This is a genomic window from Geomonas propionica (genome assembly GCF_016458235.1).
GTDB lineage: Bacteria > Desulfobacterota > Desulfuromonadia > Geobacterales > Geobacteraceae > Geomonas > Geomonas propionica.
On record NZ_JAEMHK010000019.1, the window covers coordinates 81,534 to 107,848 of the forward strand.

Annotated in this window: 13 protein-coding genes and 1 pseudogene; 4 read left to right on the plus strand and 10 right to left on the minus strand. The window is 63.6% G+C overall.

The window, feature by feature from the left end:
- Nucleotides 1–82: 82 nt before the first annotated feature.
- The gene (locus JFN90_RS20290; RefSeq protein ID WP_199396945.1) at nucleotides 83–1,564 is read left to right on the plus strand and encodes a LuxE/PaaK family acyltransferase; all 1,482 of its coding nucleotides are present in this window, start codon (nucleotides 83–85) and stop codon (nucleotides 1,562–1,564) included.
- A 455-nt stretch (nucleotides 1,565–2,019) separates the two neighbouring features.
- Here JFN90_RS20290 and JFN90_RS20295 read toward each other — a convergent pair whose 3' ends face one another.
- From JFN90_RS20295 to ccsA, 3 genes are read right to left on the minus strand one after another with little or no spacing between them, the layout of a single operon-like run.
- Entirely contained in the window at nucleotides 2,020–3,354 is a 1,335-nt protein-coding gene (locus JFN90_RS20295) for a B12-binding domain-containing radical SAM protein (RefSeq protein WP_199396946.1), read from the minus strand.
- A 34-nt stretch (nucleotides 3,355–3,388) separates the two neighbouring features.
- Nucleotides 3,389–3,901, minus strand: a complete 513-nt coding sequence (locus tag JFN90_RS20300; RefSeq protein WP_199396947.1) for a hypothetical protein — start codon at nucleotides 3,899–3,901, stop codon at nucleotides 3,389–3,391.
- 29 nt (nucleotides 3,902–3,930) lie between these two features.
- The gene (ccsA, locus tag JFN90_RS20305; protein WP_199396948.1) at nucleotides 3,931–4,761 is read right to left on the minus strand and encodes a cytochrome c biogenesis protein CcsA; all 831 of its coding nucleotides are present in this window, start codon (nucleotides 4,759–4,761) and stop codon (nucleotides 3,931–3,933) included.
- Nucleotides 4,762–5,067: 306 nt separating this feature from the next.
- Here ccsA and JFN90_RS20310 point away from each other — a divergent pair, with 306 nt between their 5' ends.
- The 3 genes from JFN90_RS20310 to JFN90_RS20320 are packed head-to-tail and all read left to right on the plus strand — an operon-like array spanning nucleotide 5,068 to nucleotide 7,660.
- Nucleotides 5,068–5,808 carry a glycosyltransferase family 2 protein gene (locus JFN90_RS20310; protein WP_236019088.1) on the plus strand — a complete coding sequence of 247 codons (741 nt, stop codon included), beginning with the start codon at nucleotides 5,068–5,070 and terminating at the stop codon, nucleotides 5,806–5,808.
- 44 nt (nucleotides 5,809–5,852) lie between these two features.
- Nucleotides 5,853–6,434 carry a hypothetical protein gene (locus JFN90_RS20315; RefSeq protein WP_199396949.1) on the plus strand — a complete coding sequence of 194 codons (582 nt, stop codon included), beginning with the start codon at nucleotides 5,853–5,855 and terminating at the stop codon, nucleotides 6,432–6,434.
- Nucleotides 6,431–7,660 (plus strand): phospholipid carrier-dependent glycosyltransferase, encoded by a 1,230-nt coding sequence (locus JFN90_RS20320; protein ID WP_199396950.1) that lies wholly within the window; start codon nucleotides 6,431–6,433, stop codon nucleotides 7,658–7,660. The genes JFN90_RS20315 and JFN90_RS20320 overlap by 4 nt, the downstream gene beginning before the upstream one ends.
- Before the next feature lie 35 nt (nucleotides 7,661–7,695).
- Here the strand turns inward: JFN90_RS20320 and JFN90_RS20325 are convergent, their stop codons facing one another.
- The 7 genes and pseudogenes from JFN90_RS20325 to JFN90_RS20355 form a co-directional block, all read right to left on the minus strand.
- Entirely contained in the window at nucleotides 7,696–8,844 is a 1,149-nt protein-coding gene (locus JFN90_RS20325) for a cytochrome c biogenesis protein ResB (RefSeq protein WP_199396951.1), read from the minus strand.
- Nucleotides 8,844–10,211, minus strand: a complete 1,368-nt coding sequence (locus JFN90_RS20330; RefSeq protein WP_199396952.1) for a PD40 domain-containing protein — start codon at nucleotides 10,209–10,211, stop codon at nucleotides 8,844–8,846. Before JFN90_RS20330 ends, JFN90_RS20325 begins: the two co-directional genes overlap by 1 nt.
- A 151-nt stretch (nucleotides 10,212–10,362) precedes the next feature.
- A complete protein-coding gene (locus JFN90_RS20335; protein WP_199396953.1) occupies nucleotides 10,363–12,813 on the minus strand; it encodes a CxxxxCH/CxxCH domain c-type cytochrome in 2,451 nt (816 codons plus the stop codon).
- A 26-nt stretch (nucleotides 12,814–12,839) separates the two neighbouring features.
- Nucleotides 12,840–17,453 (minus strand): CxxxxCH/CxxCH domain-containing protein, encoded by a 4,614-nt coding sequence (locus JFN90_RS22455; RefSeq protein WP_199396954.1) that lies wholly within the window; start codon nucleotides 17,451–17,453, stop codon nucleotides 12,840–12,842.
- Between the two features lie 71 nt (nucleotides 17,454–17,524).
- Nucleotides 17,525–21,805 (minus strand): CxxxxCH/CxxCH domain c-type cytochrome, encoded by a 4,281-nt coding sequence (locus tag JFN90_RS20345; protein WP_236019089.1) that lies wholly within the window; start codon nucleotides 21,803–21,805, stop codon nucleotides 17,525–17,527.
- Between the two features lie 211 nt (nucleotides 21,806–22,016).
- A complete protein-coding gene (locus JFN90_RS20350; RefSeq protein WP_328755943.1) occupies nucleotides 22,017–24,863 on the minus strand; it encodes a CxxxxCH/CxxCH domain c-type cytochrome in 2,847 nt (948 codons plus the stop codon).
- A 129-nt stretch (nucleotides 24,864–24,992) separates the two neighbouring features.
- Nucleotides 24,993–26,315: pseudogene (locus tag JFN90_RS20355) on the minus strand (cytochrome C); the annotation flags it as partial.

Below are 26,315 nucleotides of genomic sequence, written 5' to 3' on the forward strand. Positions count from 1 at the left end.
GGGCACAATTATAGTCTTGACGGCTATTCAACCAGTCGTTAGTATAGTAAATATTGCCACAGTTTTGTTTTAAGGAGCTTTCATGTCCGAAACACAGAGTCTGAGCCACCGCCTCACCGATGAGATAGTTGCCATCATCGAGAAAGGGGTGGACGCCGAACTGAGCGAAGAGACCTTTAACGACTACTGCATGCAGCTCTTCGACCTGCAGTACAAGAGCAACACCATTTTTCGCGAATTCTGTGACCTGAAGAAGGTGCGCCCGGGCGACATCAGCCGCTGGCAGGACGTCCCCATGGTCTACAACGACGTATTCAAGACCCACCTGGTGGCCTCGTTTCCGCTGGAGCAGTCGGTGATGGCCTGCCTGACCGGCGGCACCACGAGCCTGACCCAGCGCGGCCGCATCTTCCGCGACGAGGACGGCAAGCGGCTGGTCTTCGGCGCCAACAAGATGATGACTGGCTCCTTCCTGTTCCCGGACTTCGAGGAGGGGAAGCGCTGCCGCATCCTGATCCTCGCCCCCAGCCCTGAGATGGCCCCCTCCATGGGGATGGCCATCGGCATGGACCAGACCCGCCAGGCCTTCGGCACGCCGGACAGCATGTTCCTGCTTGGCAAGACCGGCATCGACGTAAAGAACCTTTTGAAGGCGCTGCGCGAATCCGAGGCGAGCGGCGTGCCGGTTGCGCTTATCGGTGCCACCGCAGCCTACGTCTACTTCTTCCAGGCCTGCCGCAGAAAGAAGATCACCTTCAAGCTCCCCGCCGGCAGCCGCGTCTGTGACGGCGGCGGTTATCGCGGCCGCTTCGGCGTGGTCACCCGCGACGACTACTACAGCATGGTCGAGGAGATCCTCAGCGTGCCGCGTCACTTCTGCGTTAACGTCCTGGGCGAGGCGGAGACCGCCACCAACCTCTTCGACGACGCGCTGCGCCGCCACATCAAGGGACTTCCCGAGAAGAAGCTGGCCCGCCCGGTGCCGCCGTGGTCCCGCGTGCTGGCCATGAACATCGACGACCTCTCCCCGCTTCCCGACGGCGAGGTGGGGCTTCTGGCCCACTGGGACCTGGCCAACGTCCCGACCGTCTTGGCCGTCATCACCGACAACCTGGGCTATACCACCGACAACGGCAGGAGCTGCGAGATGGTCGGCCGCGCCAAGATCGAGAACGGCAAGGTTTCGCCGCTTCCCGACGAGGAGCGCACCATGGGTCCGATGGGCGACTCCGCCATCTTCCGCATGCTGGAGACCTATACCAACTTCTCCATCGACCTGAAGATGCGTCTCGCCAAGGACCCGAAGGTGGCCCCGAGCGTGCGCGAGGAGATCGAGGCACGCCCCGGTTCCGTCGCCTCCTGCCCGCAGGTGGTGGACGAGATCCTGGTATCGCAGGCCGACCAGGAGGCCGCTGAGCAGCGTGACCGCGCCCTGGGCGCCTTCCGGGACCAGACCGACCGCCCCATGGACTGGTACGCCGCCGAGGCGGAGCGGCAGAAGCTCGTGGATCATCCCGCCGGGTTGAAGTCGGAAAAGCCGGCAACGGAGCAGAAGACGAAGTAGCGGTTACTTTTCAAGAGAGCAACATGAGCCCCCGCCGGCACCCAAAGGTGCCGCGGGGGCTTTTTTTATGATCAGTGTCCGGAGATGCCGCCCACCTGAAATCTTTCCTCGAAGTGCTGCACGCGAACCGGAGTCCCCCCCTTTGCAAAAGGGGGGACAGGGGGGATTTGCTTCTTGCGAATCAACCCCTTCCCCGCTCCATCACCTACTGGTGCAGCTTGGGAGTCCCCCCGTCAAACTGCCGACGGCGTCACTACCTGAAAGGCAAATCCTCTCTGTCTCCCCTTCGCAAAAGGGGAGGACGTGGGGGCTCGTCCTGCGCTTCGTGAAAAGCGACGACTGTTCCGCCAATTTCTGATGAACCGTTGCTGCGCGCGAACCGGCGCCCCCCCCTTTGCAAAAGGGGGGACAGGAGGGACAGGGGGGATTTGCCCTCCCCTTCCCTTCCCGCCTTCCTACCTCTCCCTTTTCGCCCGCACCGTTTCCCGGTTCGCCTTCCACTGCTCGAAGGCGATCTTGACGCCCTTTCTGACCGGCAGCTGCGACATGAGCGACAGGATGTGCGCGTAGGGGAAGCCGGCCATGGGGACCTTCATCATGTGCCGGAGCACGCGGGGGAGACTCAACTGCTCCAGGAGACTGATGTAGAAATGCTCTTCCCTGAGCTCCGGGGTCATCATCGGATCGGGATGGTCGAAGAGCGCGTAGGAGCCGTTGTAGTACTCCCACCCGAGATCCTTGTAGATGTACGGCTCGTACTCCCGGGAGAGCACCGTGCCCGGATACGGAACGACCAGCGACGGGTGCATGGAAACACCCAACCGGTCCGCCACCTCGATGGCGCGCTTGAAGTCGTCGAAGGTGTCCTCGCGCGAGCCGAGCATATAGAAGAGCGAGACGTCGATGCCGTGATCCTTGAGCGTTTTCACCGCGCGCTCCCGGTCCACACCGATCTTGCCGTTGGCCTTGTACGCCTTGAGGCTGTGCTCGGAGATGGCGTCCCACCCGACCCATACCGACAAGAGGCCACTCTCGCGCGCGGCGTCCAGCATGCGGGACCCCTCCGGCGCCAGCACGGGACCGAGACTGCCGAAGGCCATGTACTTCTTGGGGCTCCCCTTCAAGGCCGTGAAGAGTTCGATGGCGCGCTTGGTCTCGCTACTCCACCAGATGTTCTCGTCGCCGATCTCGTACATCTTCTCGGGAATCGCGGCCACGTCACGCACCACGTCCTCGATGGGGCGGAAGCGGATCTTGGCGCCGAAGAAGGGTTTCACCGAACAGAAGGTGCAGTTGAAGGGGCAGCCGCGCGAGGTGTTGACGATGCGGAACTGATGGTTGTTCTTGAGCATCCCGTAGAGCGGCGTCGGCATGCCGGTGAGCTCCAGTTGCTCGCCCTTGTAGAAGGACTGCAGCGTCCCGGCCCGGAAGTCCTTGAGGACCTGCGGCCAGCAGCTCTCGGCCTCGCCGATGACCACGGCGTCGCCGTGAGTCTTGGCTTCTTCCGGCATGGCCGAGGCGTGCATGCCGCCGAAGACGACCTTGATGCCACGCGCCCGCAGGGAGTCCGCGATGTTGTAGCCCGAGACCGCGGTCGGGGTCAGGATGCTGATGGCGGCCAGGTCGCACTCGACGCTCTTGTAAGCCTCGGGTGTGGCGCTGCCGCTGATCAACTGGATCTCGATGGAAGGGTCCGCCTGGCGGGTCAGCGCCGCCAGGTATTCCAGAATGGGAGGTGCGACCGGTGTCCAGCCGAAGGGAAGCGGCGGAAAGATGATGCAAAGTTTCATGTAGTGACTACCTTACTGCGTTGCCCCGCCGGGATTACAGGTCGAGCTTCTTGTTGGCGTAGATGGCGTCCACCACACCCTTGATGTCGGGGATGGGGTACGCCGTGGTTTTGCCGTCCTTGGTCTGCACGGTCTTGGACGCCATGACGATGCCGTATTCGCCGCTGGGGTAGATGACGAACTTCAACACCAATCCCTTCTCGGCGATACCGGCCCGGCGCCCCTTGAAATCAAACCACCCGGTCGGGCTGGAGCCGCGGAAGTCGACGTAGAAGTTCCCCGCCGCCCCACGCGTCTCGTACCACTGCTTCTGCTTGAAGTAACCGTACTTTCCGAAGGCCTCGCCGATCTTGACCTTGGGGTACCCCGGCAGGGTCGCGTCCTTGATGACGTCGGCCATCGGCCTGGCGGGTCCGAGGCCGGCAGTGCCGTCACCGTGGGGACTGATCATGGAGGCACGGTTCATCATCAGCTCAGGGGACGGCGATGCATAGGCGCTGGCGAACGAAAACAAGATTAATAGAACAACGGCGAACAAGGTGCGCATACGATTTGAATCTCCTACGAAAACTGAAATCAGTGCTGGATCCGGAAACCGGCGTGGAAGGTTTCGACGCCGAAGGGAATGCCCCAGTAGCTTACGATCATCACCACCACCGCGATCAAGGAGTACCAGGCGAGCCTGGTGCCGCGCCAGCCGAAGGTGACCCGCAGGTGCAGGTAGATGCCGTAGATGAGCCAGGAAATGAGCGACCATACTTCGACCGGGTCCCAGTTCCAGTAGTTGCCCTTGACGGTGTTGGACCAGTAGGCGCCCGAGATGATCATGAGGCCGTACATAATGAACCCGCCCGCCACGAAACGGTAGGACAGGGTGTCGAGAGTGCCAAGCTCGGGCAATTTCACCGCCAGTCCCGCATCGTTTCTCTCCTTGTACAGGTAGAGAAAGCCCATGCCGGAAGCGAGCAGCACCGAGGCGAAACCGATGGTGGCGCCGGTGATGTGCACCCAGATCCAGCCGCTTTGCAGCGCGGGAGCGATGGTGGCTGCGACTTCCTTCAGGAGCGTCCCAGCCCAGCCCAAAAGGACGAAGGCGACCGGCATGACCAGCACGCCCAGGGGGAGCACCTTCTTAAGGGTGAACTCCGAGATCAGGAAGATCAGCACCGTCATGAAGACGCCCAAGCTCAGCGACTCCGAAATGGAGATGAACGGCGTCACGCCGGCCCCGGATGCCGACCAGCGCATGGCGATGGCGACGACGTGGGGGAAGAAGCCGGCGAGGGCGCTGAAGAGACCGGCCCGGAACAGCTTGTCGTAGTTCGCGATAAACCCGAAGATGTAACAGAATGTGCTCAAGCCATACAGCCCTACGGCGGTCCAGAAAAACAAGAGTTCGGCCTTCATCCATTCACCTCCAGAAATTGGCATTGGCAGGCGGCTCTCACCACCCCGCTGCAACGCTCAATTAAAACATGGGCTCTCTGCTTGTGTCAAATCTAATAACGCGGAGTCTCCAAGATTTCCGAGTACTTCCGCAACATCAGGATTTTTTTAGCCGCTGCAAAGACAGTTAGAATAAAAAGCTCGAACAATCTCGCCCAGCGACACTCTTCGCCTTGACGAAAACTTCCTCATCATTCATATTGACACATCAGCGCATTAGGCACCATTGACAGTGTTGCAGCAACTGCATCATTCCGGATCTTACCGATGAACCAGACCCAAACTTTGCAGCCAGTGTCGTCCGGCAACGGCGCAGCACCCGCCCCGACGTTGTCCATTATCGTCCCCGTCTACAACGAAGCGGCCTATATCGCCAAGGTACTCGAACAGGTCAAGCGCTCCGGATACCCGTGCCAGATCCTGGTCGTCGACGACGGCTCCACCGATGGAACCGACGCGGTACTCGCCGGCATCGACGGCATCACCCTGCTGAGGCACGATAAAAACCGCGGCAAGGGAGCCGCCCTTCGCACCGCCCGGCCCCATGTCCGGGGCGACGTGGTGCTGATCCAGGATGCCGACCTCGAATACGACCCGCGCGATTACGGCAATCTGCTGCAACCGATACTGGAAGGCAAAGCCGACGTGGTCTACGGCTCCCGCTTCGCCGGTTCGGGGCCGCACCGCGTCCTCTTTTTCTGGCACATGCTCGGCAACTCGCTGCTTACCTTTTTTTCCAACATGCTCACCAACCTGAACCTGACCGATATGGAAACCGGCTACAAGGCCTTCACCGCCGAGGTGGCGCAAAGGCTGGTCCTTAAAGAGAACCGGTTCGGCTTCGAGCCCGAGTTCACCGCGCGCGTGGCGCGCATGGATCTGCGCATTTACGAGGTCGGTATTTCGTATGCCGGCAGGAAGTACGCCCAGGGCAAAAAGGTGAATTGGAAGGACGGCGTTTCGGCGCTACGCTGCATCATCAAATACAACCTGTTGGACCGGATCTGACTACCTGACTATGGGAACCTGAAACGGCTCCCGGGATTGCAACCATGTACCGACACAAGACCGCCTGCTCTCTGGCAGCTACAGCCTTCCTCGCCACTGTCGTTGCCGCCGTAGTCCATCACGGCACCGTCAACAGGAGCTTCGCGCCCGGCAAAGAAACCGTCTCCGTGGCTGCTCCCGAACAGGCCTATGACGTGTGGCGCCAAAAACAGGTCAAGGGCCGCACCCTGGTTCTTTTCGACCGCTACCCGCACATGCGGGGACGCTTCAACTACCAGGGGGAGCCTCAACTTCAGACGTCTAACCTGGTAGAGTTCTCCATCTTCAAGAACGTCATCCGCAAGATCTACTTCATCGTTCCCGATGACGCATGGGAAGATTTCCTGCATGAGAAGACGACCAAACAGGTAAAGCCAATCCCCGGGCTCACTAGGGGGATCTCCCTGTACAACTTGAACGGCCTACCGATGGTCGCCACCACCCCGTCCTCGCTACCGCATATCCCGGAGCAGGTGCTGGTCTATATCAACGCGGGCGTGTTCGATGCCCGCCAGGCACAGGAACTGCTGACCCGAAAAGCGATCGACAGCGACATCACCGTGATTTTCCAGGGCAACCGCAAATGAAGAGAAACGAGATCATCCTTGTCTGCCTGCTGTTCCTGGTCGCGTTCGGCCTGAGGTTTTACGACATCTCCTATCCGAACTTCAGGTGGGGCGATGAAATGGCGCACGTCCCGGCCGGGACCAACTACTGGCTCAACGGCCAGTTCGAGCCGGACAACTGGGAGCACCCCCCGCTGCGCCACATCATCATGTACGGCTTCCTGCAGCTCTTTGGCGACAACCCGTACGGCTGGCGCATGAGGAACATCCTGTTCGGCGCAGTGGCGGCCGTGCTTACCTACCTCTTCGCCCGCGAGGTGAGCGGCACGAAAAAGGCGGCGCTCCTGGCGGGCCTGCTCCTTGCCACCGACCCGCTGCACATCGTCATGTCGCGCTACACTTTCGAGGAGATTTACGGGGGAGCCTTTTTCCTGTCGGCCATCGTCCTCTACCAGAGGCACCGCGAGCGCAGTTCGTGGCTCATGGCCAGCGCCTTCTTCATGGGGTGCGCGCTGGCCACCAAGTGGTACTACGTCCCCTGCTGGCTGCTGGTCTACCTCTTGATTCTGAGAAAGAACGGGCACTACCGCAGCGTCGGGACCGCGTTTTTCATCACCGCGACCTACATCTTCATCCCGCTCAGCGTGTTCATCGGTTCCTATTATTTCTGGTTCGGGCGGGGCTACTCCTTTGGGGAGTTCCTGCAGTTCATCCAGGACGCCTACTATTCGCTGCAGACCTACCGTCCGGAGAGCTACAACCCGGACATGGTCTTCTTAAGCCACAGTTCGGCCCTGGAGTGGTTCATCCGCTCGGTGACCGTCGGCCAGGGGACCTTCATCGGCGCCGACCGCGGCGAGTTCATCCTCTACATGAACAACCTGCCGATCTGGATACTCACCTTCCCCGCGCTGATCTTCCTGGCGGCCCTGGCCCTGCGCAGGAGGTCGCTCGAGCTCGCCCTGCCGGTACTGCTGTTCTTCGGGACCTATGCCCTGTTCATTGGGGTCAAGCGTCCGACCTTCATCTACTCGGCGGCACCGCTGCTTCCCTTCGCCTTCACCGCTATCGCCTGCTCGGTCTGGGAACTGGCCCAGAAGTGCCACGCCCGCCTCTATCATCTGGCCCTGGCCACCATGCTGGCCTGGAACCTCTACCTCTATCCGCTGGCTACCGCCAAAAAGGTGCCGGTCGCACCCTACCGCTACCTGCTCGACAACTCGGACGCCAAGCTGTTCCGGCAATAGATCCGGCCTGCTCGCGCCGATTCGCTCCCGGCCGTTTACCCTTTGGCGCTGCTCCGCCGCCCTCTCATCATGCGCCCCACCGTAGTGAGGATCATGCCGAAGAGCCCGGCCCACAGGCTGCTGAGCACGATGATCTGGCCGGGCTCGTAGCTCACCTTCATGCTGACCCAGTACCGGACCTCCTGCGCCGACAGCCGGTAATCGCCCGCATCGTACATCGCGCCGAGGGGGGTCCCGCTCTTCTCGAAGGTTTGCTGGTCCATGTGCTTCAAGGCGGCGCCCAGCGGCTTCACCATGAAGAACGCGGTGCCCGATTTCGCCTGCACGGGATCGGGACGAAAGGCCACCTGGAGATCGAAAAGCGGCTTATCCGGTGCGTACGGAAAGGCGAGGCTTCCGGGACCGGTCTTGGTACCGGTGGTGTAGAAGGTCGATTTATCGGAGTGCTTCAGGCTCTGCAACGGCAGGTAGGCGCCGTACAGCTCCTTCCCCTGCTTGTCATAGAGCACAGTCAGCACCGAATACCCTTCCTGGTCCGGGAAGAACTTGAACCCCTTGTAGTTGAGGTTCTTGGTGAGGTAGATGGTTTCCTGCTTCTTCACCTCCCCCTCCCCCACCGTGATGTCGTAGGCCCGCTTCTTGTCGACACCCTCTAGTTTGTAGCCCATATGCATGGCATTAAGGGTGGTTTCACCCTTGAGCCACAAGACGTTGAAGAACCGCCCCATGGTTACCGCGTCGTAACTCCCGCGCTCGCCGTTTAGTACTGTCTCCCCTTCGGTCAGTCTCATCGAGCCACGGAAGAAGAACAGGCTGTTGTAGATAATGCCTACAAACATCGCCACGAAGCTGAGATGAAAGAGGATCATGCCGAAGGAGATGAGGGTTATCCTGCGCCCCCAGACACGACCGAAGAAACAGCAGGCGACGTTGACGATGAGGAGCACCAGCAGGCCGTTGAACCACATGGTGTCGAAGATCACCTCGCCGGAGCGCGCCCCCCGGAAAACGGTAACGCCAACAAGGCAGCACACCAGGATGGCGACCAGCAAGACCATGGCCAGCTTGGCGGAGGCGAAGAAGTCGTAAATGGCGCGCGTAACCTTGTGTATCGGGTGATAGCGCGGCTCCAGAGGGAATTGTTCCGTTTCTGATCCGTTGTCAGGTGTTTCCATTTCATGCATTACAGCTTCTCCACGTTCCAAACAAGTTTTGCGCCGTCCTTAACCCCGTAGGCGAGGAGTTTACCGTCGTTGGAAAACACCGGCGGGAAGACCATCTCGTGCACCGGATCCTGCCTCACGATCTTGCCGTCCAGGTCGGAGACCACCATGAAGCGCTTGCCGTCCTGGCGGGCGCGGTAGGCCACCAGCCGCCCGTCGGGGCTGAAGGTCGGTCCGGCCACCTTGTCGAAACGCGCCCCTTCCTTGCCGTTTACGACGGCAAAGATGCTCTTGCCGGTCTGGCCGGGAGTCACCTTGCGCCCCAGATAGACGTGACTGTTGCCGTCCTTGCTGTAGGCCAACTCCCCCACCTCGTCGTAGGGGCGTTTCTCGACCTCGGCCCCGGCGCCAGATTGATAGAAGGCACAACTCCCCTTGGAGCCGACCAGGAAACCGAACCCTTTGCCGTCGGGACGGAAGATGATGGAGCCTACCAGTTCCCCGGCAGGGAACGGCTGTTCCTTCCCGTCGTGAATCAGCAGCCTGGCCCCGCCCTTCTCGGCAACGTACGCCACCGATGCCCCATCAGGGCTGATGGCAAGGTCGCGGACGTTGTCATACAGGGCACCTTCTTTCACGGAGTCGGGCTGTGCGAAGCTCAACTCGATCACCCTTTTTTTGCCGCCGGCGTCTGAGATCGCCGCGATCCTGGTCCGGTTCTCGCTGATGACCATGACGGAGCCGGTGGCCTCCCTGGTTGTCAGCTTCTTGAAGCCGAGGTCGGTGACCACCAGCCGCGGCGGGGCTCCCTCGGAGACGGTGTCGACGTAGGCGATACGGCTGCTGTCGGCGCTAAACCCGAACTGGTTGTGCTGGGTTCCGTTGCCGGGCGTGCTGTGACCGTCGACTACGAAATACCAGCGCCCCCCCTTCTTGGCCTGGTACACGATGTGCCGGCTGTCCGGGCTAAAAAAAGGTATCTCCAGTTCCTCAACGACCTCCCCGTCCTTGCCGTCCACCACCATGCGCAGTTTGTCGTCCACGTAGGCCTGGTAGGCGAGGTGCTGGCCGTCCGGGCTGAGCGTCGGAGTGAGAATGTTGGTATAGGAGGTGTGGCGGTTTCCGTTGTGAACTACATGGAACGCCCCCCCCTGTTCGGCGACGTAGAAATAACCTCTGCCGTTGGAGCTGAAATCCAGCTGGGGCACGTTGCGTACCGGCTCGGAGTTCCACGCGCCTGCGCCCTGCTGCAGGCCGGCGATTTCAGCGACAGTCGTGGAGGTGGTGAGCAAAGAGAGATCCTTCCCCTTGCCCGGTTCCTTGCTGCACCCGGAGAGGCTGGCCAGCACCAGCGCGGCTATACCGAGAGCTTTCATACTTCCTTTCATACCGTGATCCTTGTAGCCCCTGCGGCGGTAGGGAACTGCTACTGAAGGTGCCCTCGCTGTCGGCCCAGCAAACTCCAGTGCGGGTTCCCAGAAAAAAACCCCGCCCTGTGCGGGCGGGGTGTTGGTGTTTCTAGTTAACCAGTTGGCGTTTCTAGTACACGCCGCCCAGGCCGTTGGGGCTGTTGCCCATGTCGTTGCCGCAGGTGCCGCCGGTCCCCGTGCAGGTGGAGGGGCTGGCGATGGTATCACCGACAGCGGACTTGGGCGACCAGCTGCTCAGTGTGTTGCGGATGAAGGCGTACGGCCTGTTGCCGCCACTCCACTTGGAGCCGACGGTCCCGACCACCCTGTCGTTGAAGCCGTGCGCTTCTTCCATGCGCAGCGGACGGGCGACGCTGGTCGCCGAGTAGGTGGCACCGACTACGCCGTAACCGTGGCAGTAGGAGCAGTTGTTGAAGGTCGTGGTCCCCATGTTGGACTTGCCGAGCGTGAATGCCGAACCGGTGCCGTGCTGGGTAGCGGTCGTCGCGTACTTGGTCGCGTGGCAGTTGACGCACAGGTTGGTCGTGGCGGTGGTGCCGGCCGCCCTGATCGGTCCGCGCAGGGTAACCGCGCCGCCATGGGCCGTAACGGTGGAGGTCTGCACCCCGGTCTGCCCAAGCGTTGCGTGGCAGTCCCAGCAGGACATGAGCGGACCGTACTGGGTGTTGTTGCCGTTGGTCTTCGTTACGCCGCTGTAGGGGGCCACCATCTGGGCGCCCTGCACATAGCTGTTGTTCTGCTTGCCGATGACCGGGTGATAGGATGCGTTAGTGGTCGTGAAACCGGCCACGACGTTGACCACGTTGCCGGAACCGTTGCTGTTGAACGGAGCCACGTGCCCGGTGATAGCGACGCCGAAGGGGCGCATTGCGGTGCCTGTGGTCGGGACCTGGGCGTTGGCGTTTGTGGCGCCCCCAGCGTCATGGCACTTCAGGCAGTGGTTCTGCTGGATAGCGGCAATGATCAGCCAGTTCGGGTCGTTTTCGAGGAGTACGCCGAGATTGCGGCTGAACTGGGTGAACTGGACGTCGGTGGTCCCTTCGACGTACGCTCCCGGGGAGGCGCCGTTCCAGGTGACGTTCTTGATGTTGTTGCCGGTGTCGGGGTCGCGCAGGTTGATGTAGCCGTTGCCGTGCACCGCGCTGGCCTTGCCGGTGGCCTTGTCGCCCTCCATGTGGCAGACGATGCAATCGGCGGCGGTGACTACGGTGTTGGCCGGAGTGCCGCCGGAGGAGGAGCGTTTGTGGCTCCAGGTGCTCTTCATCTCCGCGACCACGTTCCTGCGGGTGGTCGGGCCGCCCAAGGCCTGGGTTGCCGCGGAGGTGTTCAGGACCCCATTGTGGCAGGAGACGCAGTCGAAGATGGAGACCCCCCAGATGGCGTTGCCGTGGCAGGAAACAGTTGAGCAGGTGCTGCCTGCGGCGTTGTAGGCATAGGTGAAGGTGGTGCCGGTTTTTGCCACCAGGTTATAGCTACCGGCCGCGTGGTTGGCCGGTGAGGTTATGCTGGTACCGTCGGTGGTGGTGGCGTTGTGGCATATATCACAGGTCTTGGAACTGTGGGAGGCGTGGCTGTTAAGCTTCGGCTCGGCCGCCGTGTACACCACGACCCTCACGCAGTCGATCTGGATATTCGACGCAGTAGTGTCGTTGTCCTTCACGATGACGCCGAAGTTTGCGGACTGGAGATCTGCCGCGGTCCAGGTGGTGCCCCAGAGGTCGGTCGGGGTCGTGTTCACCGTCACCCAGCCATCAGTAGTCGTCATCGTAGCAGTCTTCGCGGTGCCAGCGATGGTGGTGTTGCCGGTCTTGGTCAGGGCCACGTTGATGAGACCGGAAGCGGCAAGCCCGTGCACCGAAACCGAGATGCCGGTGATGGTATCCCCGGCGGTGAGCCCGGCACCGGTCATATTGAAGGTGGTAAGCACCAGGGGCTGCTGCGTGGTCGTGTTGTAGACCGCGTAGGCGCCATCTTCGACCATGGCGTTGGTGCCGGTGGTCCAGCCGGTGCTGGTGGGCACAGCGGTGGCATTAGCCCGGACGTTGGCATAGGTGGGGGCACCTGTGGTCCCGCCGGTGCCGTGGCAGCTAGTGCAGGTGGTGCTCCCGCCCCAGTTCGGTGAGGTGCCGGTTGCCGCCGCGCCGGTGGCGACCGAGGTGCCGTTCGAGTGACAGTAGGTGGCGGAGCAGGCGTTGCCGACGAGGGCGCTGTTGGTAACCGGGAAACTGTTCCCCTTGCCGTAGGCCGCCCCGGTGTTGCCGTTGATCGGCACCGCCATGTCGATGTTGCCGTTGGCGTGGTTCGCGGCGGCGTTGTTCACGTGGCACTTGGTGCAGGCGTAGCCGTACTGGCCGGCGCCGGTCCCGGTGTGGGTGCCGTGGGAGCCCGGGAACTGCCCCGTGGTCCCGCCGACACGGCTTGCGTTGTCGACCGGCGGGTTGCCGTGGCAGTCGACGCAGGTGAGCGCGTCGGCCGTGCCGGGGACACCGGCATAGGCGAATATGGCCCCAGCCAGCAGCAGCATTGTTACGGTGTTTTTGTGTTTGAAAACGTTCAGCATTATATCTGCCTCCCCCCGCTTGGAAACTACCAGGACGGCGTCTCTTTGTAATGGCAATCAACGTTGGAGCAGGTCTTCGGCTTGATCGCGGACGCTGTCCCGACCGTGCCATTGTAGACCGGCAGCAGGCCGCCGAACTGGCGGGCCGGCGTGATGGAAATGGTACGACCGGTGCCAGGAATGGCCTCGCCCATGTTATGGGAGGCGCCATTATGGCACACACCGCAAACCTGTGTCCACGAGTTACCCACACCGAAGGCGTCGGAGGCCGGGGTCAGCGTGACGTTGTAACGCGTCTTCAGGTACGCGATGTGCTTTTCGTGCGCGCCTTTGCCGGTCACGACACCCGAGCGCTCGGGGAAGGCGGACCAAGTGCCCACGTCGTAGCCGTGGCAGGTGTCGCAGTTGCCGGCGCCGAACTTGATGCCGTCCATGTGGCGGCGACCGACGACGGTACCGCTCGCATCGCCGTTATGGCCGTGGCAGCCAGCGCAGTCGGTGACGTCGGTGTTCATGCCGGAGTGGGTACCAGCCGGCTCGAAGCCGGTGACGCCCGGGACTTTGTGGCAGACCGAGCAGTTGGCGACCGACTTGGTGCCGCTTGCGACGTAGCCCGCGCTGGTCCAGGACGGGAACACGGAGCTACCCGCGTTGGCGGCGAGGAGCGAACCGCCCGTTGCTGCCGGGTTGTGGCAGTAGGTGTTGTTGCACTTGGTGCCGCTGTAGGAGGCGGTCATCGCACCGTTCTTGGTCGCCAGGCTCTGGAACACCGGGATGGAGTTCGAGTTGATGTGGCTGAAGTCGGTCGGCAGCGGACCGTGGCAGGCCTGGCAGGTGAAGTCGATGGTCGAATAGTTACTAAAACCGTTGAGCCTCTTCAGGTGGGCCTGGTGCGCACCGACCTTGGGATCGTTGCTGACCTGGCCGATGCCGGTCAGGGTGCCGGTGAGTCCGTTGGCGTTTCTCGGCGGTGCCACCACGTAGCGGTTATCCGGGGTGATGGTGGCAGTCTCGGTACCGTGGCAGCCGGTGCAGCCCAGGCCGCTCACGCTGAAGCCCTTGCTGTGCTTGTGGCAGCCGATGCAGTCCTTAACACCGTCGGTGCCGAAGTGGTTACCCAGGGTTGCAGTGGTGGCATAAGGGTGCGCCTTGGTACCGTTGGCGCTGGCAGCGTCGTAGGTATGGCAGATCTCGCAGATCTTATCCGAGCTTGTCCTCGGTGTAGCACCGCTGTCCCAGCCCGGAACCGCCTGGGTCTTGCTGGTGCCGGTGAGCCGCCTGTAGTTGATCGGCTGGCCGGCACCCGGGAGCTGCCCCTTGCTGGTGTCGGGTGCCGTGACGGTCTCGCGGATGCGGTTCACGTTGCGGGTCGCGGCGCCGCCCTGCACGTGGCAGGTGGTGCAGTCGAACTCGCCGTAGCGGGCGCCGGGGATACCCCAGCCGCCGTTGGCGCTCCACTTGGTGGAGCTGGTGCTGTCGGAGTTGTGCAGCATCGGGTTGTTCACCGTCGAGGTAACTACCCTGTTAGCAGGCGCCGTGTGCGATACCGCGGAAACGCCAACGGTGGTCTTGTTGATGGCGTTCTTCGCCGCGGTCGACTTGGCGGACACGGTGAGGGTCACCGAGCCGAGCTGGCCGGAGCCGAGCGAAAGCGTCCCGGCGCTGAAGGTCGACGCGCTGAAGTCGGTGGAGTTGGTCTCCGCCGGGATAGCCAGGTTGTAGGTGACCGCACTGCAACCGGCGCCGGAGTCGGTGTTCTTCACGGTGACCGTGTACTTCATGGCGCCGCCGCGGTTCAGGTAGCCAGAGTCGGGGCCGACGATGAGCAGCGGGGCCTTCGGGGTACATGCCACCACGTTCAGGGTGGTCTGTACGTTGCCGGTGCTCACCTGCGCATGGTAGGCATCGGCGGCGCTGAAGGCCCACGTCTTGCTCATGCCGCTGATGTGATTCGGGGTCGCCGTGACGGTCACGGAGGTGGTCACCTGGCCGCCCGGCGGCAGGGTCACCGCGGGAGCCGCCACGGTCGGCGGATCGAACACGTCTAGCGCGTCGATGTCAGACACACCGAGGTTGAAGGTGGTGGCGCCGCACCCGCCGTAGTCGTTGTTGATCACCTTCAGGTTGTAGACGGAGGTACCACCGTCCGCGCTGATGGTGGAGGCGATGCCGCCGGTCGGGGTCAAGAGGGTCAGCGTCGGATCGTTGCGCACGCATGCCGCGCCGGTGGTGAAGGTCATCGGCGTGGTCAGCGCGGTCTGGTTGCCGAGGCTGTCTTTAGCCCTGGCCTGCCAGGTGTAGGTGGTGCCGTAGCCGAGGCCGGCAGGCGCCCAGTTATTGGCGGCGATCCAGCCGGAGTTGGCGTTGAAACCAACGCCGTCGGTGATGGTGAAGTAGTAGGTAACGCCCCCCACCCCGGCATCGGTCGCCGTGGAAGCCTGCAGCGCCACGTTGAGCGGCTGGTCCGTGGAGGTGTCGACAGGCGAAACCGCGGTAAGCCCGGTCGGCGCGGTAGTGTCGACCACCACGGTGCGGGTAAGGCCAGAGACGGCGGATACGTTGCCGGCAGCGTCCTTGACCCAGGGATAAAGGGTATAGCTGCCGTCCGCCGCTACCGCGAAGGTGGTCGGAGCGGTGGCGCTCCACCCTGCCGCGCCGGCGGCGGGCTGGGTGCTGGTGGTTGTGATCAGGTAGCGGGACACCGAGGTACCGACGTCAGTGCCGGTCAGGGCGGCGATCGGGATAGAGCGGCTCGCCGACTGTGTGTTTACGGTGAAGGTGGCCACGGTCGGGGCGGTCATGTCGACCACCACGGTGACCGGGCTTGCGTATACTGCCGACACGTTGCCGCCGCCGTCCTTGGCCCACGGGTAGAGGGTGTAGGTGCCGGCTGCGGCTACCGTGTAGCTGGTCGGCGCGGTGGCGTTCCACCCGGCATCGGTGGCGAGCGGCTTGGTGGCGCTAGTGGTGATCATGTAGCCGGCCACACCGCTACCGCCGACGTTGTCAGTGGCGGCGAAGGAGGTAATGGGTACGGCAAGGGTGTTCACCGGGGTGGTGGCGGCGAATCCGGCGGTGACGGTCGGGGCCACGGCATCCGGGCTGAGCGGGGTAAGCCCGGCGGTCCAGACGTCGGTCGCGTTGTAGTAGTTAGTGTAGGTGTCGTACTCGAATATCTTGTAGTAGTAGGTGGTGCCGTTGGTAAGCCCCACGCTGTCAGTGAAGGTGGAGGCATTGCCTACGTAGCGCACGGTGCCGCCGACACCGAAGGGATTGCCGGCGCTGTAGGGCGTGGTGTCGGCAGGCTTGGTGGTGTCGGTCTTGGCGCCGGCGTAGCGGATGATGACCACGCTCTGGCCGGGGGTGCCGTAGGTCCAGTTGAGCGTCACGCTGGCGTTGCCGACGGTGTTGGTCCCCCAGGTGGAAGGATTATGGGTGTTGATGACCGTCAGCGTGGTGTCCGCCGTGTCGCTGCCCGCCATGACGTTGCCGCTGGTAAGCGCGGTCACCCGCGCGGTGGTGGCGGTGTTCCCGGCAAGGGCGCCCTGGATGCGGGACTTGTAGGTGACGACGATCTTGTAGCCTGCGGAGGTGTTGGTCACCGGAATCGCAGTGCCGCCCGAGAAGGTCCAGGTGTCGCTGCCGGGGTTGGTCAACGCAGCGAAGTAGGTAGTAGTCCCGGCCTCGTTGGTGATCGACATGCTTTGGATGGCCGCGCCGTTGGTGGTGGTAACGGTGAGGCCGGTGACCGTATCAGTAGTGCCGGCGGAGCCGGTCACCAGGGAGAAGCCGTCGATCTTCTGGCTGGCGGCGCCCGGCGCGACGTTGGCGGTGGTGCCGATGGTGCCGTTACCCAGCGTGGTGGTGGCCGGGTTCAGGCCGATAGACGCAAAGCCGTAGCGGGTCGCGGTACCCCAAGTCGGGAGCGGGTTTTCCGTCCCGGTCGCGGTAATCGGTTTGGAAGCAACTGCGTCTACATACAGGGTGCTGTTCGCGGTATCGAAATGCTCGGTATACCCTGCGGCGAATGTAGAGATGTATGTGCTGTTCACGTTGGTGCCGTAGATGGCGGTGCCGCCGTTGGTCACGTTGATGGTGCCGGAAGTCGGCGTGGTGGCGATGGTATCGCTCGCCACCGCACGCGAACCGGTGATCGGCGTGGTCTGGTCCACGTTGGAGTAGAAGGCCGCCGAGAGGCCGCAGCCGGTCTGCGGCGTCGAGTTCCAGGTGACCGCGAAGCTGGTGCTGGTCGCCGCCGTAATTTGGGCCTCCTTCAGGTAGCCGAACCAGACCTTCTGACGGCTCGTGGTGTCCGTCGACACGATCCTGGTCAGCGTCTGCCCGCCGTAGGTCACCGTCGGGGTGAAGGTGGTTATGGCGGTGGAGTAGTCGGCCACCACCTTCACCACCAGGAGGCGGTTACTCCCCGCCCCCTTGGCCAGCGTCATGGCCGGCAGCGTGGAGGTGGTGCCGGTGCCGAGGATGGCCCACTGGGTCTGCACCGCCACCGCGGCCTGGGCGTCCCTCACCTGCTTCATCTGCAAAAGGAGCACGGTCGCCAACATGGTGAACATGGCGATCAGGCAGGCTCTAGCGCCCCACCCCATACCCCTTATATTTTTAACGATCACTTTTCCCATGTCAGTTCACCTGCCTTTGCACTCGATGTGTCGTGGTTGCGTGCTTCTTGGTAATGCACATTCATGCCCCCCTATTGCGGCAGCCCGACGTGGCAGGCTGCGCAGGCCAGCGGCCCCTTGGTGCGCCACTCCATCTGCGTGCCGTTGTGGCAGGCGACGGTGGAGCAGGTGCCGCCGACGTAGCTCGGGGTAGTCCGGGCCTGGTCGTAGGAAGCGGCGGTTTTGTAACCGTTCACGCGGGTCCAGGAGGTGTAGACCGACTGGACTGCGTCGACACCCGGCCTGAGCTGCGCCTTGGACTTGATATTGAACGGACTCATGAACACCACGTCGACGTCGCCATTGATGTGGGTCTGGTTGGTGGCCAGTACCTGCAGGTTCCCTTTGAGCGGTGCCGAGCCGCCGTGGCAGCTGGAGCAGACGCTCCCCTGGTCGTTGTAGGACGCAGTGACGGTCGCGTTGTGGCACAGGTTGCAGTTGAAGGTGGTCGAGGTGTTCGGGTCGCCGTGGGCGGCACCGGAGCCTACCCCGCCGGCAACCGGGATCCTCGCGCTGTAGCCGTCGAAGATGTCGGCGTAGTGGTTGCCGATCACGTGACGACCGTGAGCCGCGGAACCTTCGATGGAGCCGGAGTTCGGCGAGTTGCCGTGGCACTGGGAGCACCTGTCGACGCTGGCCCACGGGTTAGTCGCATACCAGTTCGGCGTGGTCTGGAACACGTACTGGCTGGTGGTCGGCGAGACGTAGCCGTTGGAGTGGCAGTACACGTTGGAGCAGACCACGTTGCTCCCCATGGTGTAGTTGACGATCCAGGGGCCGCCCGTCTTGTTCTTGGTCTTGACGGTGCCGGCCAGGCTGTGGCTCGGGTCGAGGTCGAGCTCGACGGTGCCGTTTTTGTGGGTACCCGAATCCATCGGGTGGCAGAAACCGCAGCCGTATTTCGGGAAGCCATCTTTGTACTCGATGGAGTAGATCCAGGAGGTATCGATGAAGTCGCCGTTGGAAAGCTTCTTGCCGGCGAGGAACACCTCGGCGTCGGTATGCATCTTGTGCGCGCCGATCAGCTCCTTGTTGACGCAGGACGGATCGTTCTGCGCGCAGGCGTTGACTGAGGAGTGGCAGCCGAGGCAGTCGTCGACGGTAACCTCGATGGTGCCGTCGAGGTGCTTGCTCTTGTCCACGAAGGCCACGTTGGACTGCGCCACGTGGTTGTGGCAGGCGGAGCAGTTGGTGCTCGTGGAGTGCGGGTACGCCGGCGGATACATGTGGCACTTGTTGCAGCCGGTACCGCCCAGGTAGGCCGGGTCGTTCCAGGACGGGGCGGAGCCGCTGCCCTGAGCGGAACCGTCGCCTTTCCTGAGACCGGCGTGGCAGTAGGTGTTGTTGCAGATGCGCCCGGTGGCGGTGTAGCTCGGTGCCATGTTGGCGCCCACGTTGCCGCCCGAGATGCTCGGGCTGGTAGCCAGAGAGCCCCAGGTGAGGGTAGCCGGCAGTCCATCCATGTGGCCGGCCGCGTCAACCGTGGCCGGTACCGAGTGGCACTGGTCGCAGGTGATCGGGTTGGAATAGTTGTGGCTACCGGCCAGGTGCGAGACGTGGGTGCCGGTGTAGGGGCTCGCCGGGCTGCCGGCGGTGTCCTTGAAGGTGGCGCTGGTCAGGGCGGTGTTGGCCGAACCGTGGCACTTCTCGCAGGTCGGCAGCGTGGTGGAGACACCCCAGTTGCGGGTGGCGCGGCCGTGGCAGGAGCTGGTGGAGCAGGTGCCGTAGCCGTCGCCCGGCTCGTTATTGACCGCCTGCGAGTAGGTGGTGCCGGTCGCCTTGGCGGTGAAGTTGAGGTCGATGCTGCCGTCGGCGTGCGTTGCACCGGTGCTGGCCGGGGAGTAGCCGGTGCCGTGGCAGATGGAGCAGCTGTAGGCGCTATCCACGGTGTGCCGCTTGTGGCTCCCCAGGTTCAGGTCGTTGGCATTCTCCTGCAGGGTGGACATATCCTTGTGGCAGGAGGCGCAGGTCATGGCGTTGGCGCCCCAGGCGGGGTTGCCAAAGGTGGTCGCGGTGCCGTTGCCGCCCGGCGCCTGGACGTTGCTGTGGCAGTAGGTGGCGCAGGTCTTGGTGTCCTGCGCATAGCTGCCGCCCATGCGGAAGTCTACGTCGCGCACGCGGTTCACGTGGTTGGAGGAGTAGTCGCGCATCTTGGAGGCAACACCCTGGTCCACGGTGGTGCTGTGGCAGTTGGCGCAGCCGCGGGAGTCAGCCATGGAGGCGGTGTGCTTCTGGTGGCTGTTGGCGGTCTTCAGGGTACCGTCGTACTTGTTCGGGTAGTTCGGCGCACCTGCCGCGCTCACCCAGGTAGCCCCGCCGCTCTTGCCGTGGCAGCCGTTGCAGGAGAGCTTGCCGCTGCCGCCCCAGACCTTCTGGCCGGTCATGCTGACGAAGACCGGGACCTGCTGGCCGGAGCTGTGGCAGTAGGCGTTGGAGCAGATGCCGGTCGACGTGCTGTAGCTCGACCTGCCGCCCGCCTTGACGCCGGAGTAGTCCTTGAAGTTGTCCAGGTGGCCGGTGCCGGTGACCAAGGTGTTGCTGGCCAGCGATACGGTCAGCGCATGGCACTCGGCGCACATGAGATTGTTGTCGCGTCCCATGGTCGTGTAGTTGTTCATGTGGGCCTGGTGCTTCCCGGTAGACATCATCGGGGTCCCGAGCCCTGCGGCGCCGCCGTGGCAGCCCGAGCAGTTGGCCGGCATGTTGCCGCCCCAGGTCGGGGTCTGCGCCTGCACGCCGTTGCCGTTGGAGTGGCAGGAGTTATAGCAGGTTCCGTCGTAGGTGCCGATCGGGTGCTTCTGGACCGGGGAGGCGCTGTAGTTGATCGCCTCGACGGTGCCGTTGGCGTGGGACAGGCCGCCCGAGACGCCGCTGGTCGCAGCGTTATGGCACTTATCGCAGCCGGTGCCCGGCTGGGCCAGGTGTTTCGCGTGGCTGCCGGTGGCCGGCGCGCCGTTGGCGGCGAAGGCTCCGGTTCCCTTGTGGCAGGAGGCGCAGCCGGTGGTGCTGCCCCATACCGGAGACTCGAGCGCGCTCTGGCTGTAGGGGTCGGCGTGGCAGGATGCGGTCAAACAGGTCCCGGTGTAGGTGCCCGGGGCGTGCTTTTGGACCGGGGCGCCGGTGTAGTCGTTGGCTACCTCGACGGTACCGTTGGCATGCGACATGCCGCCGCTGTTGTTTTTCACCGCGCCGTCGTGGCACTGGTTGCAGGCCGAGTAGGCAAGCGCCATGTGCGCGGCGTGGCTACCGGTGGCGGGAGCGCCGTTGCCGGCAAACTGGCCGATGCCGTTGTGGCAGGCGGAGCAACCCGCGGAGGTGCCCCATACCGGTGAGGTGGTCGTCGCGGAAGAGTACGGGCTGGCATGGCAGGATGCCGTGGAGCAGCTGCCGTAGCCGTTACCCGGGGCGCCCGCCTTGTCGTAGCTGCCGGCGGCCACATCTATGTTGCCGTCCGCGTGGGTCGGCGCGTTGTAGGCGGTGGGCAGCGCGTTGACGTGGCAGTTGCTGCAGTCGCCGTTGGAAGAGAGGTGACGGGCATGGCTTCCCGAGGCGAGATCGGCGGTCTTGTGGCAGGTGCCGCAGGCACCGGTCATGGGGCTGCCCCAGTTCGGGGTGGCGTAGTCGCCGGCGCCCAGGGGGCCGCCGGTCACGCTCTGTCCGGCGCTGTGGCAGTACATGTTGGAGCAGCTACCCACTACCCGCGTGGCGCTCTGGCTCGGCAGATAGGCGAAGTTGGACCCGGCGTAGGAGCCGACGGTCACCGCTATGTTCCGCCCGGCGCTGGTGGCGTGCTGGAACGGCTTCGCATTCTGGGTGTGATCCACGTGGCACTTGGCGCAGACGGTGACTTCGCTGCCGAACACCGCCAAGTGCTGGGAATGGGCGTAACTGTCGGGCTCGGCCTTGTGGCAGACCCCGCAGTTGGTCGCGTTGGGTAGATCGAGGGCTGTGATCCCCCATTCCGGAGTCGTGGTCTCGAAATGGCAGTTCACGTTGGAGCAGGTACCAAGGACCGCCGGCGGAACCGAGGTTTGGTTGAAGAAGCCCCTGCTGTAGCTGGCACCCGCGTGGCCGTTCAGGTTCGGCTGCACCTGGATGACGCCGTCGCGGTGGCCGGTGACGGTCACCTGGGCGCCGTGGCACTTGGTGCAACTGGTGGCCGACGCTGCCGCATGCGTCTGGTGGTTGCCGCGGAATGCACCGGTGTCCGGCTCGCGCTCACCCGTTGCCGAATCAAGCGGAGGCATGGTGTGGCAGTCGACGCACGTGAGGTTGTATTGCGGCGCGGCCAGCGCCTGCGATGCAGCGAACATCACAATTCCGAACATCAGAAGCGGAACGAGGGCTCGGAAATTGCCATATCCAGGTCTGCGGTAGCTCTTCATGTTAAGCTCCTTCTGTAAACCCTTATCTAAATGCCTGAGACAGCCAATTTCCGGCGGGGGGGGCACCCCCCGCCGGAGCTTTTTAACATGCTTCTACTACATTGGTAAAGCTACTTTTGTTCTAACTAATCGAAATTAACTACCTTTCGATGCTCCACTTCGGAGTAGGCCTGAAGTGGCAGCTCACGTTGAAGCAGCTACCCGACTTGTTGGTCCCGCCGGAAACCAGCGTGACGCTGGTGTAGGTGGCGAGGGCCTGGTCGGAGAAGCGGTACTGCGGGTCGATGTCTACGCTTACGCTCTCCACGTGGGTCCTGATGGGCAGGGCACGGGCGTGGGTTGCGTCGCCCCCTTTGTGGCAGGGGATGCAGTTAGCCCAACCTTCGCTCGGCTTGGCGTCCTTCTTGATGTGCGCCAACACGAGGTGGGCACCGCCGCCGCCGGAGTAGTCTTCGAAGCGGGCCGAGGACCAGTTGCCCTGTACGCCGAAGGTGACGGCGCTGAGGGTCTGACGCGGTGCCGGCGGGTAACCGTGGCAGGCGTCGCAACCGCCGTTGGGCACGAACGCGAGGCCGGTGGCCGGGTTGTGCTGGTGGCACTGGGTGCAGTCCGTGGTCGAAGCAACGTGGTCCTGTGCCGGCTGGCCGGCTTTGGTGAAGTACTTGGTGGTGGTGTGGCAAACCTGGCAGACGCCGGTCTGCGCCGGGTTGGCAAAGGTGTTGTTGCCGGTGAAGCTTACTGCGGTGCCGTTGATGGTGCCGTTCACCATCATGGTGTTGACGGTACCGTGGCCGTCGTGGCAGTCCGCGCACAGGGAGCCCAGGCCGGTAGCCTTGTGAGCCTTCACGTTGAGCTTGGTGCCGCTGACCTTGGCAGCGTTGGTATGGCAGTAGTTACACTCCTGGTTGATGGAGCCGACCAGGGCGGGGAGCAGACGCTTCTGGTCGCCCAGCACGCCGCTGATGTGTGCTGCGGTGTTGTCGTGGCAGGCGGAGCAGGCCTGGGCGATGCCGGCCTTGCCGTGGCCCGTGGTAGCCGCGCTGGTCTTGTCAGGAGCGGTGATGCCGCCGATGACGGAGAGCGCGCCGCCAGCGGTGCTGTGGCAGCTTTCACAGGTGACACGACCGGTGGTCCAGTTGGTGCTCTGCTGGTGGCAGGTGGAGCAGGTGCCGATCTTGTTGCTGCCGGCAGCCAGGTTCAGCGTGCCGTCGGCGTGGGTTGCCGCGGTGTTCGAGGTGTGGCAGTTCGAGCACGAGGTGGTCAGGGTCGAGTTGAAGCCCGGGCCGTAGGTTGCGGTAAAGTGCGCGCTGTGCGCGTTGCTGCCGATCAGGCCGCCGGTGGTGTTGGAAAGCGCGGTGTGGCAGGTACCGCAGGCGCCGGATGCCGGGACGTTCCACTGCGGGGTTGCCGAGAGGTGGCAGGAGGTGGCGCAGGTCTTGGTGGTGGTGCCGCTCCAGGTGGTCACGTTGGCGCCGGCAACCTCGACGGTGGCGTCGCCGTGGAGAGCCTTGTTGACGAAGAAGGTGTTGCCGCTGACAGTCGCTGCGTGGCAGGTGTCGCAGGTATACCCTTTGGTGCTCACGTGGGTCGCGTGGGCGTTGGTCACGAGGCTGGAGGCGTTGCCGTGGCAGCCGTTGCAGCCAAGGGAGGCACCCCATTTCACGTCGGCCACGTTGGCCACGATGCCGTTGCCGCTGTGGCAGGATACTGCCGAGCAGGCCCCTGCGACCACGGTGAAGCCCTTGCCGTTGCCGGCTTTGAGGTCGCGAACGTTGTTGGTGTGGAAGGTGCCCGGCTTGATGGTGGTGCCGTCCACGGTGGTGTCGGCGTGGCAGCTGACGCAGTCCGCAGCCGAAGCGACGTGGTTGAGGTGGCTGTTGGCGCGCAGCTGGGTGGCACCGGCGTTGGCGTAGTTCGGCTCGCCCGCTTTGGAGGTGAACGCCGGGGAAGCGTCGGCGCCGTGGCACGACTTACAAGTCAGCGCGGTGGAACCGGTCCAGGTCACGCTCTTCATGGTGCCTTTGCCGTCGCTGTGGCAGTAGGAGGTGGCGCAGGTGCCCGATACCGGGGTGCCCACCTTGGAGCCTGCCACGTCTTTGGTGGTGTTGACGTGGTTGGTGAAGTTGGAGATGGTGCTGTCGTTGGAAACGGTCGAGCTGTGGCACTCAACGCAGCCGTAGTTGGTGCCGAGGAAGGCGGCGTTGTTCACGTGCTTGGCGTGGTTGCCCGACAGGGTGTTGCTGGTCGCGTCGCCGTGGCAGCCGGCGCAGGTAAGGCTCCCACCCCAGGTCGGCGGGGTGTAGGTGCCGCGGCCGTTGCTGTGGCAGTAGACGTTGGAGCACTGGTTCGACGCGAAGCTGCCGCCGGTGGCGAACTTCACTTCGATGGAGCGGTGGCCGGCCGAGGTGGCGTGGCTGAACGGCTTGGCCTGTACCGAGTGGTCGGTGTGGCACTTCACGCAGGAGCCGACGCCGGTGCCGTAGTAGTTGGCGTGCTTGCTGCCGGCGGTCGGGTGGTTGCCGGTGGACGGAGCGACGTCGTGGCAGGCGGAGCAGCCGCCCGGCACGGTAAGCGCCGCGCTACCCCAGGCCGGGGTCGCACGCAGGGTGCCCTTGCCGTTACTGTGGCAGGCCACGGTGGAGCAGGAACCCATCGGGGTCGGCGGAACCGAGGTCTGGTTCACGAAGCCGGCCGCGATCTTCCTGGAGTAGCCGATGGCGTCGGAGAGCTCGATGGTCTTGTTGCGGTGAGCCATCGGGTAAGTGCTGACCTGAGTGCCGTGGCAGGTAACGCAGGAGTTGACCGCCGAGGTGGCGTGCCCTGCGTGGTTGCCCGGCACTGCGCCGGTGTTGGGATCTTTCTTGCTCGTTGCCGAGTCCATGGGCGGCATCGTGTGGCAGAAAGAACAGTCATAGTTGTACTGCGAGGCGGCTTGCGCCTTTCCCGCGGTCACCTGTACCAGTGTCAGCACCAGCAATGCCAACACAAACAGACATCGACCTCCATACTTGGGTACCATCTAATCTCCTCCTCTTCTGGTGTCCGACAAGAATGCCGAACTTTATTCAAGCTGAATCGGTGATCGATCCAGTTACTTGAGTTCTTTAAGTGACTGCTAGCGCTCGGTGCTCCACCTGGCCGACGGGCTCATGTGGCAGGCGATGTTGAAGCAGTTGCCGGTCTGGTTCGCGCCCGGCACGCTGGTCAGCTTGGCACCGGTGTAGATGGTGAAGCTGTTGGCGAAGCGCAGGCTGTTGTCCACCTGCACGGTCACGTTCTCGATGTGGTCCTTCACCGGCGTAACCATCTTGTGGTACGGGGTGAGCCCGACGGCGCCGCCGTTGTGGCAGGTGGTGCAGTTCGCCCATCCCTCCTCAACCTTCGCGAACGGCGAGATGTGCGCCGCTACCAGGTGAGCGCCGCCGCCGCCCGAGTAGTCCTCGAAGCGCGCGTTGGCCCAGTTGGCGTAGCTGCCGAAGGTGGTCGCCGTGTTCTTCGGCGCGGGCGGATAGCCGTGGCAGGAGTCGCAACTGCCGCCGATCGGCTTGAAGGCGCCGCCGGCACTGGTATGGGTGTGGCAGTCGAGGCAGCCCGAGGTGAAGTGGCTCGACTCCGGAACGCCGGCGCGATAGTAGTTGGTCTTGGTATGGCAGACCTGGCACAGGCCGCGGTTGGTGGTCGTCTCCACCAGCGTGGTGGCCCGGTCGGTGTACGAGATGTTGAAGCCCCGGATCTCGCTCCTGATCATGGAGAGGTTTCCGGTGCCGTGCGTGTCGTGGCACTCGCGGCAGGCGATGTCCACATTGTCCTTGGTGACATGCGTGCCGAGGTTCAGGATGCGGGCCGGGACCACAGCGGCGTTGTTGTGGCACGAGGCGCACAGCGTGTTGTCGTTGTTCATCAAGAGGCGCTTGCTGTCGCCCAGCGTGCCGGTGATGTGGGTCGCGTTCTGGTCGTGGCACACCGTACACTGGTTGCTCACCGCGAAGCGGCCGTGCCCCTTGGTGGCAAAGTAACCCTTGTAGGGGGCCTGGGTGCCGTTGGGAAGCACCGCAGCGTCCTGCGCGTGGCAGACCGTGCATTCGATGCGGGTGGTCGTCTTCCAATCCACCAGCTGGCCTGCGTGGCACCCCAGGCACAGGGAGCCGTTGCCGCTTTTCAGGTCCGGAGAACCGTTCATGTGGGTGGCGGTGGTCCCGATGTGGCAGGCCTGGCAGGCGGTGTACTCGCTACCAAGGTAGTTGCCCGGGCCGTAGACCGCGCTGATGTGGGTCGCGTGCTGGTTGGTCGCCATCGGGCTCGGGGTCGAGGCGGAGCCGCCATGGCAGGTGATGCACAGGTTGCGCGCCTTGTAGGCGACGACGGAATCGGCCACCGCCTGGCTGATGGCGCCCGCGTCGCGCAGCGTCGGCACCGCCAGCGTGGTCACCGAGTCGTC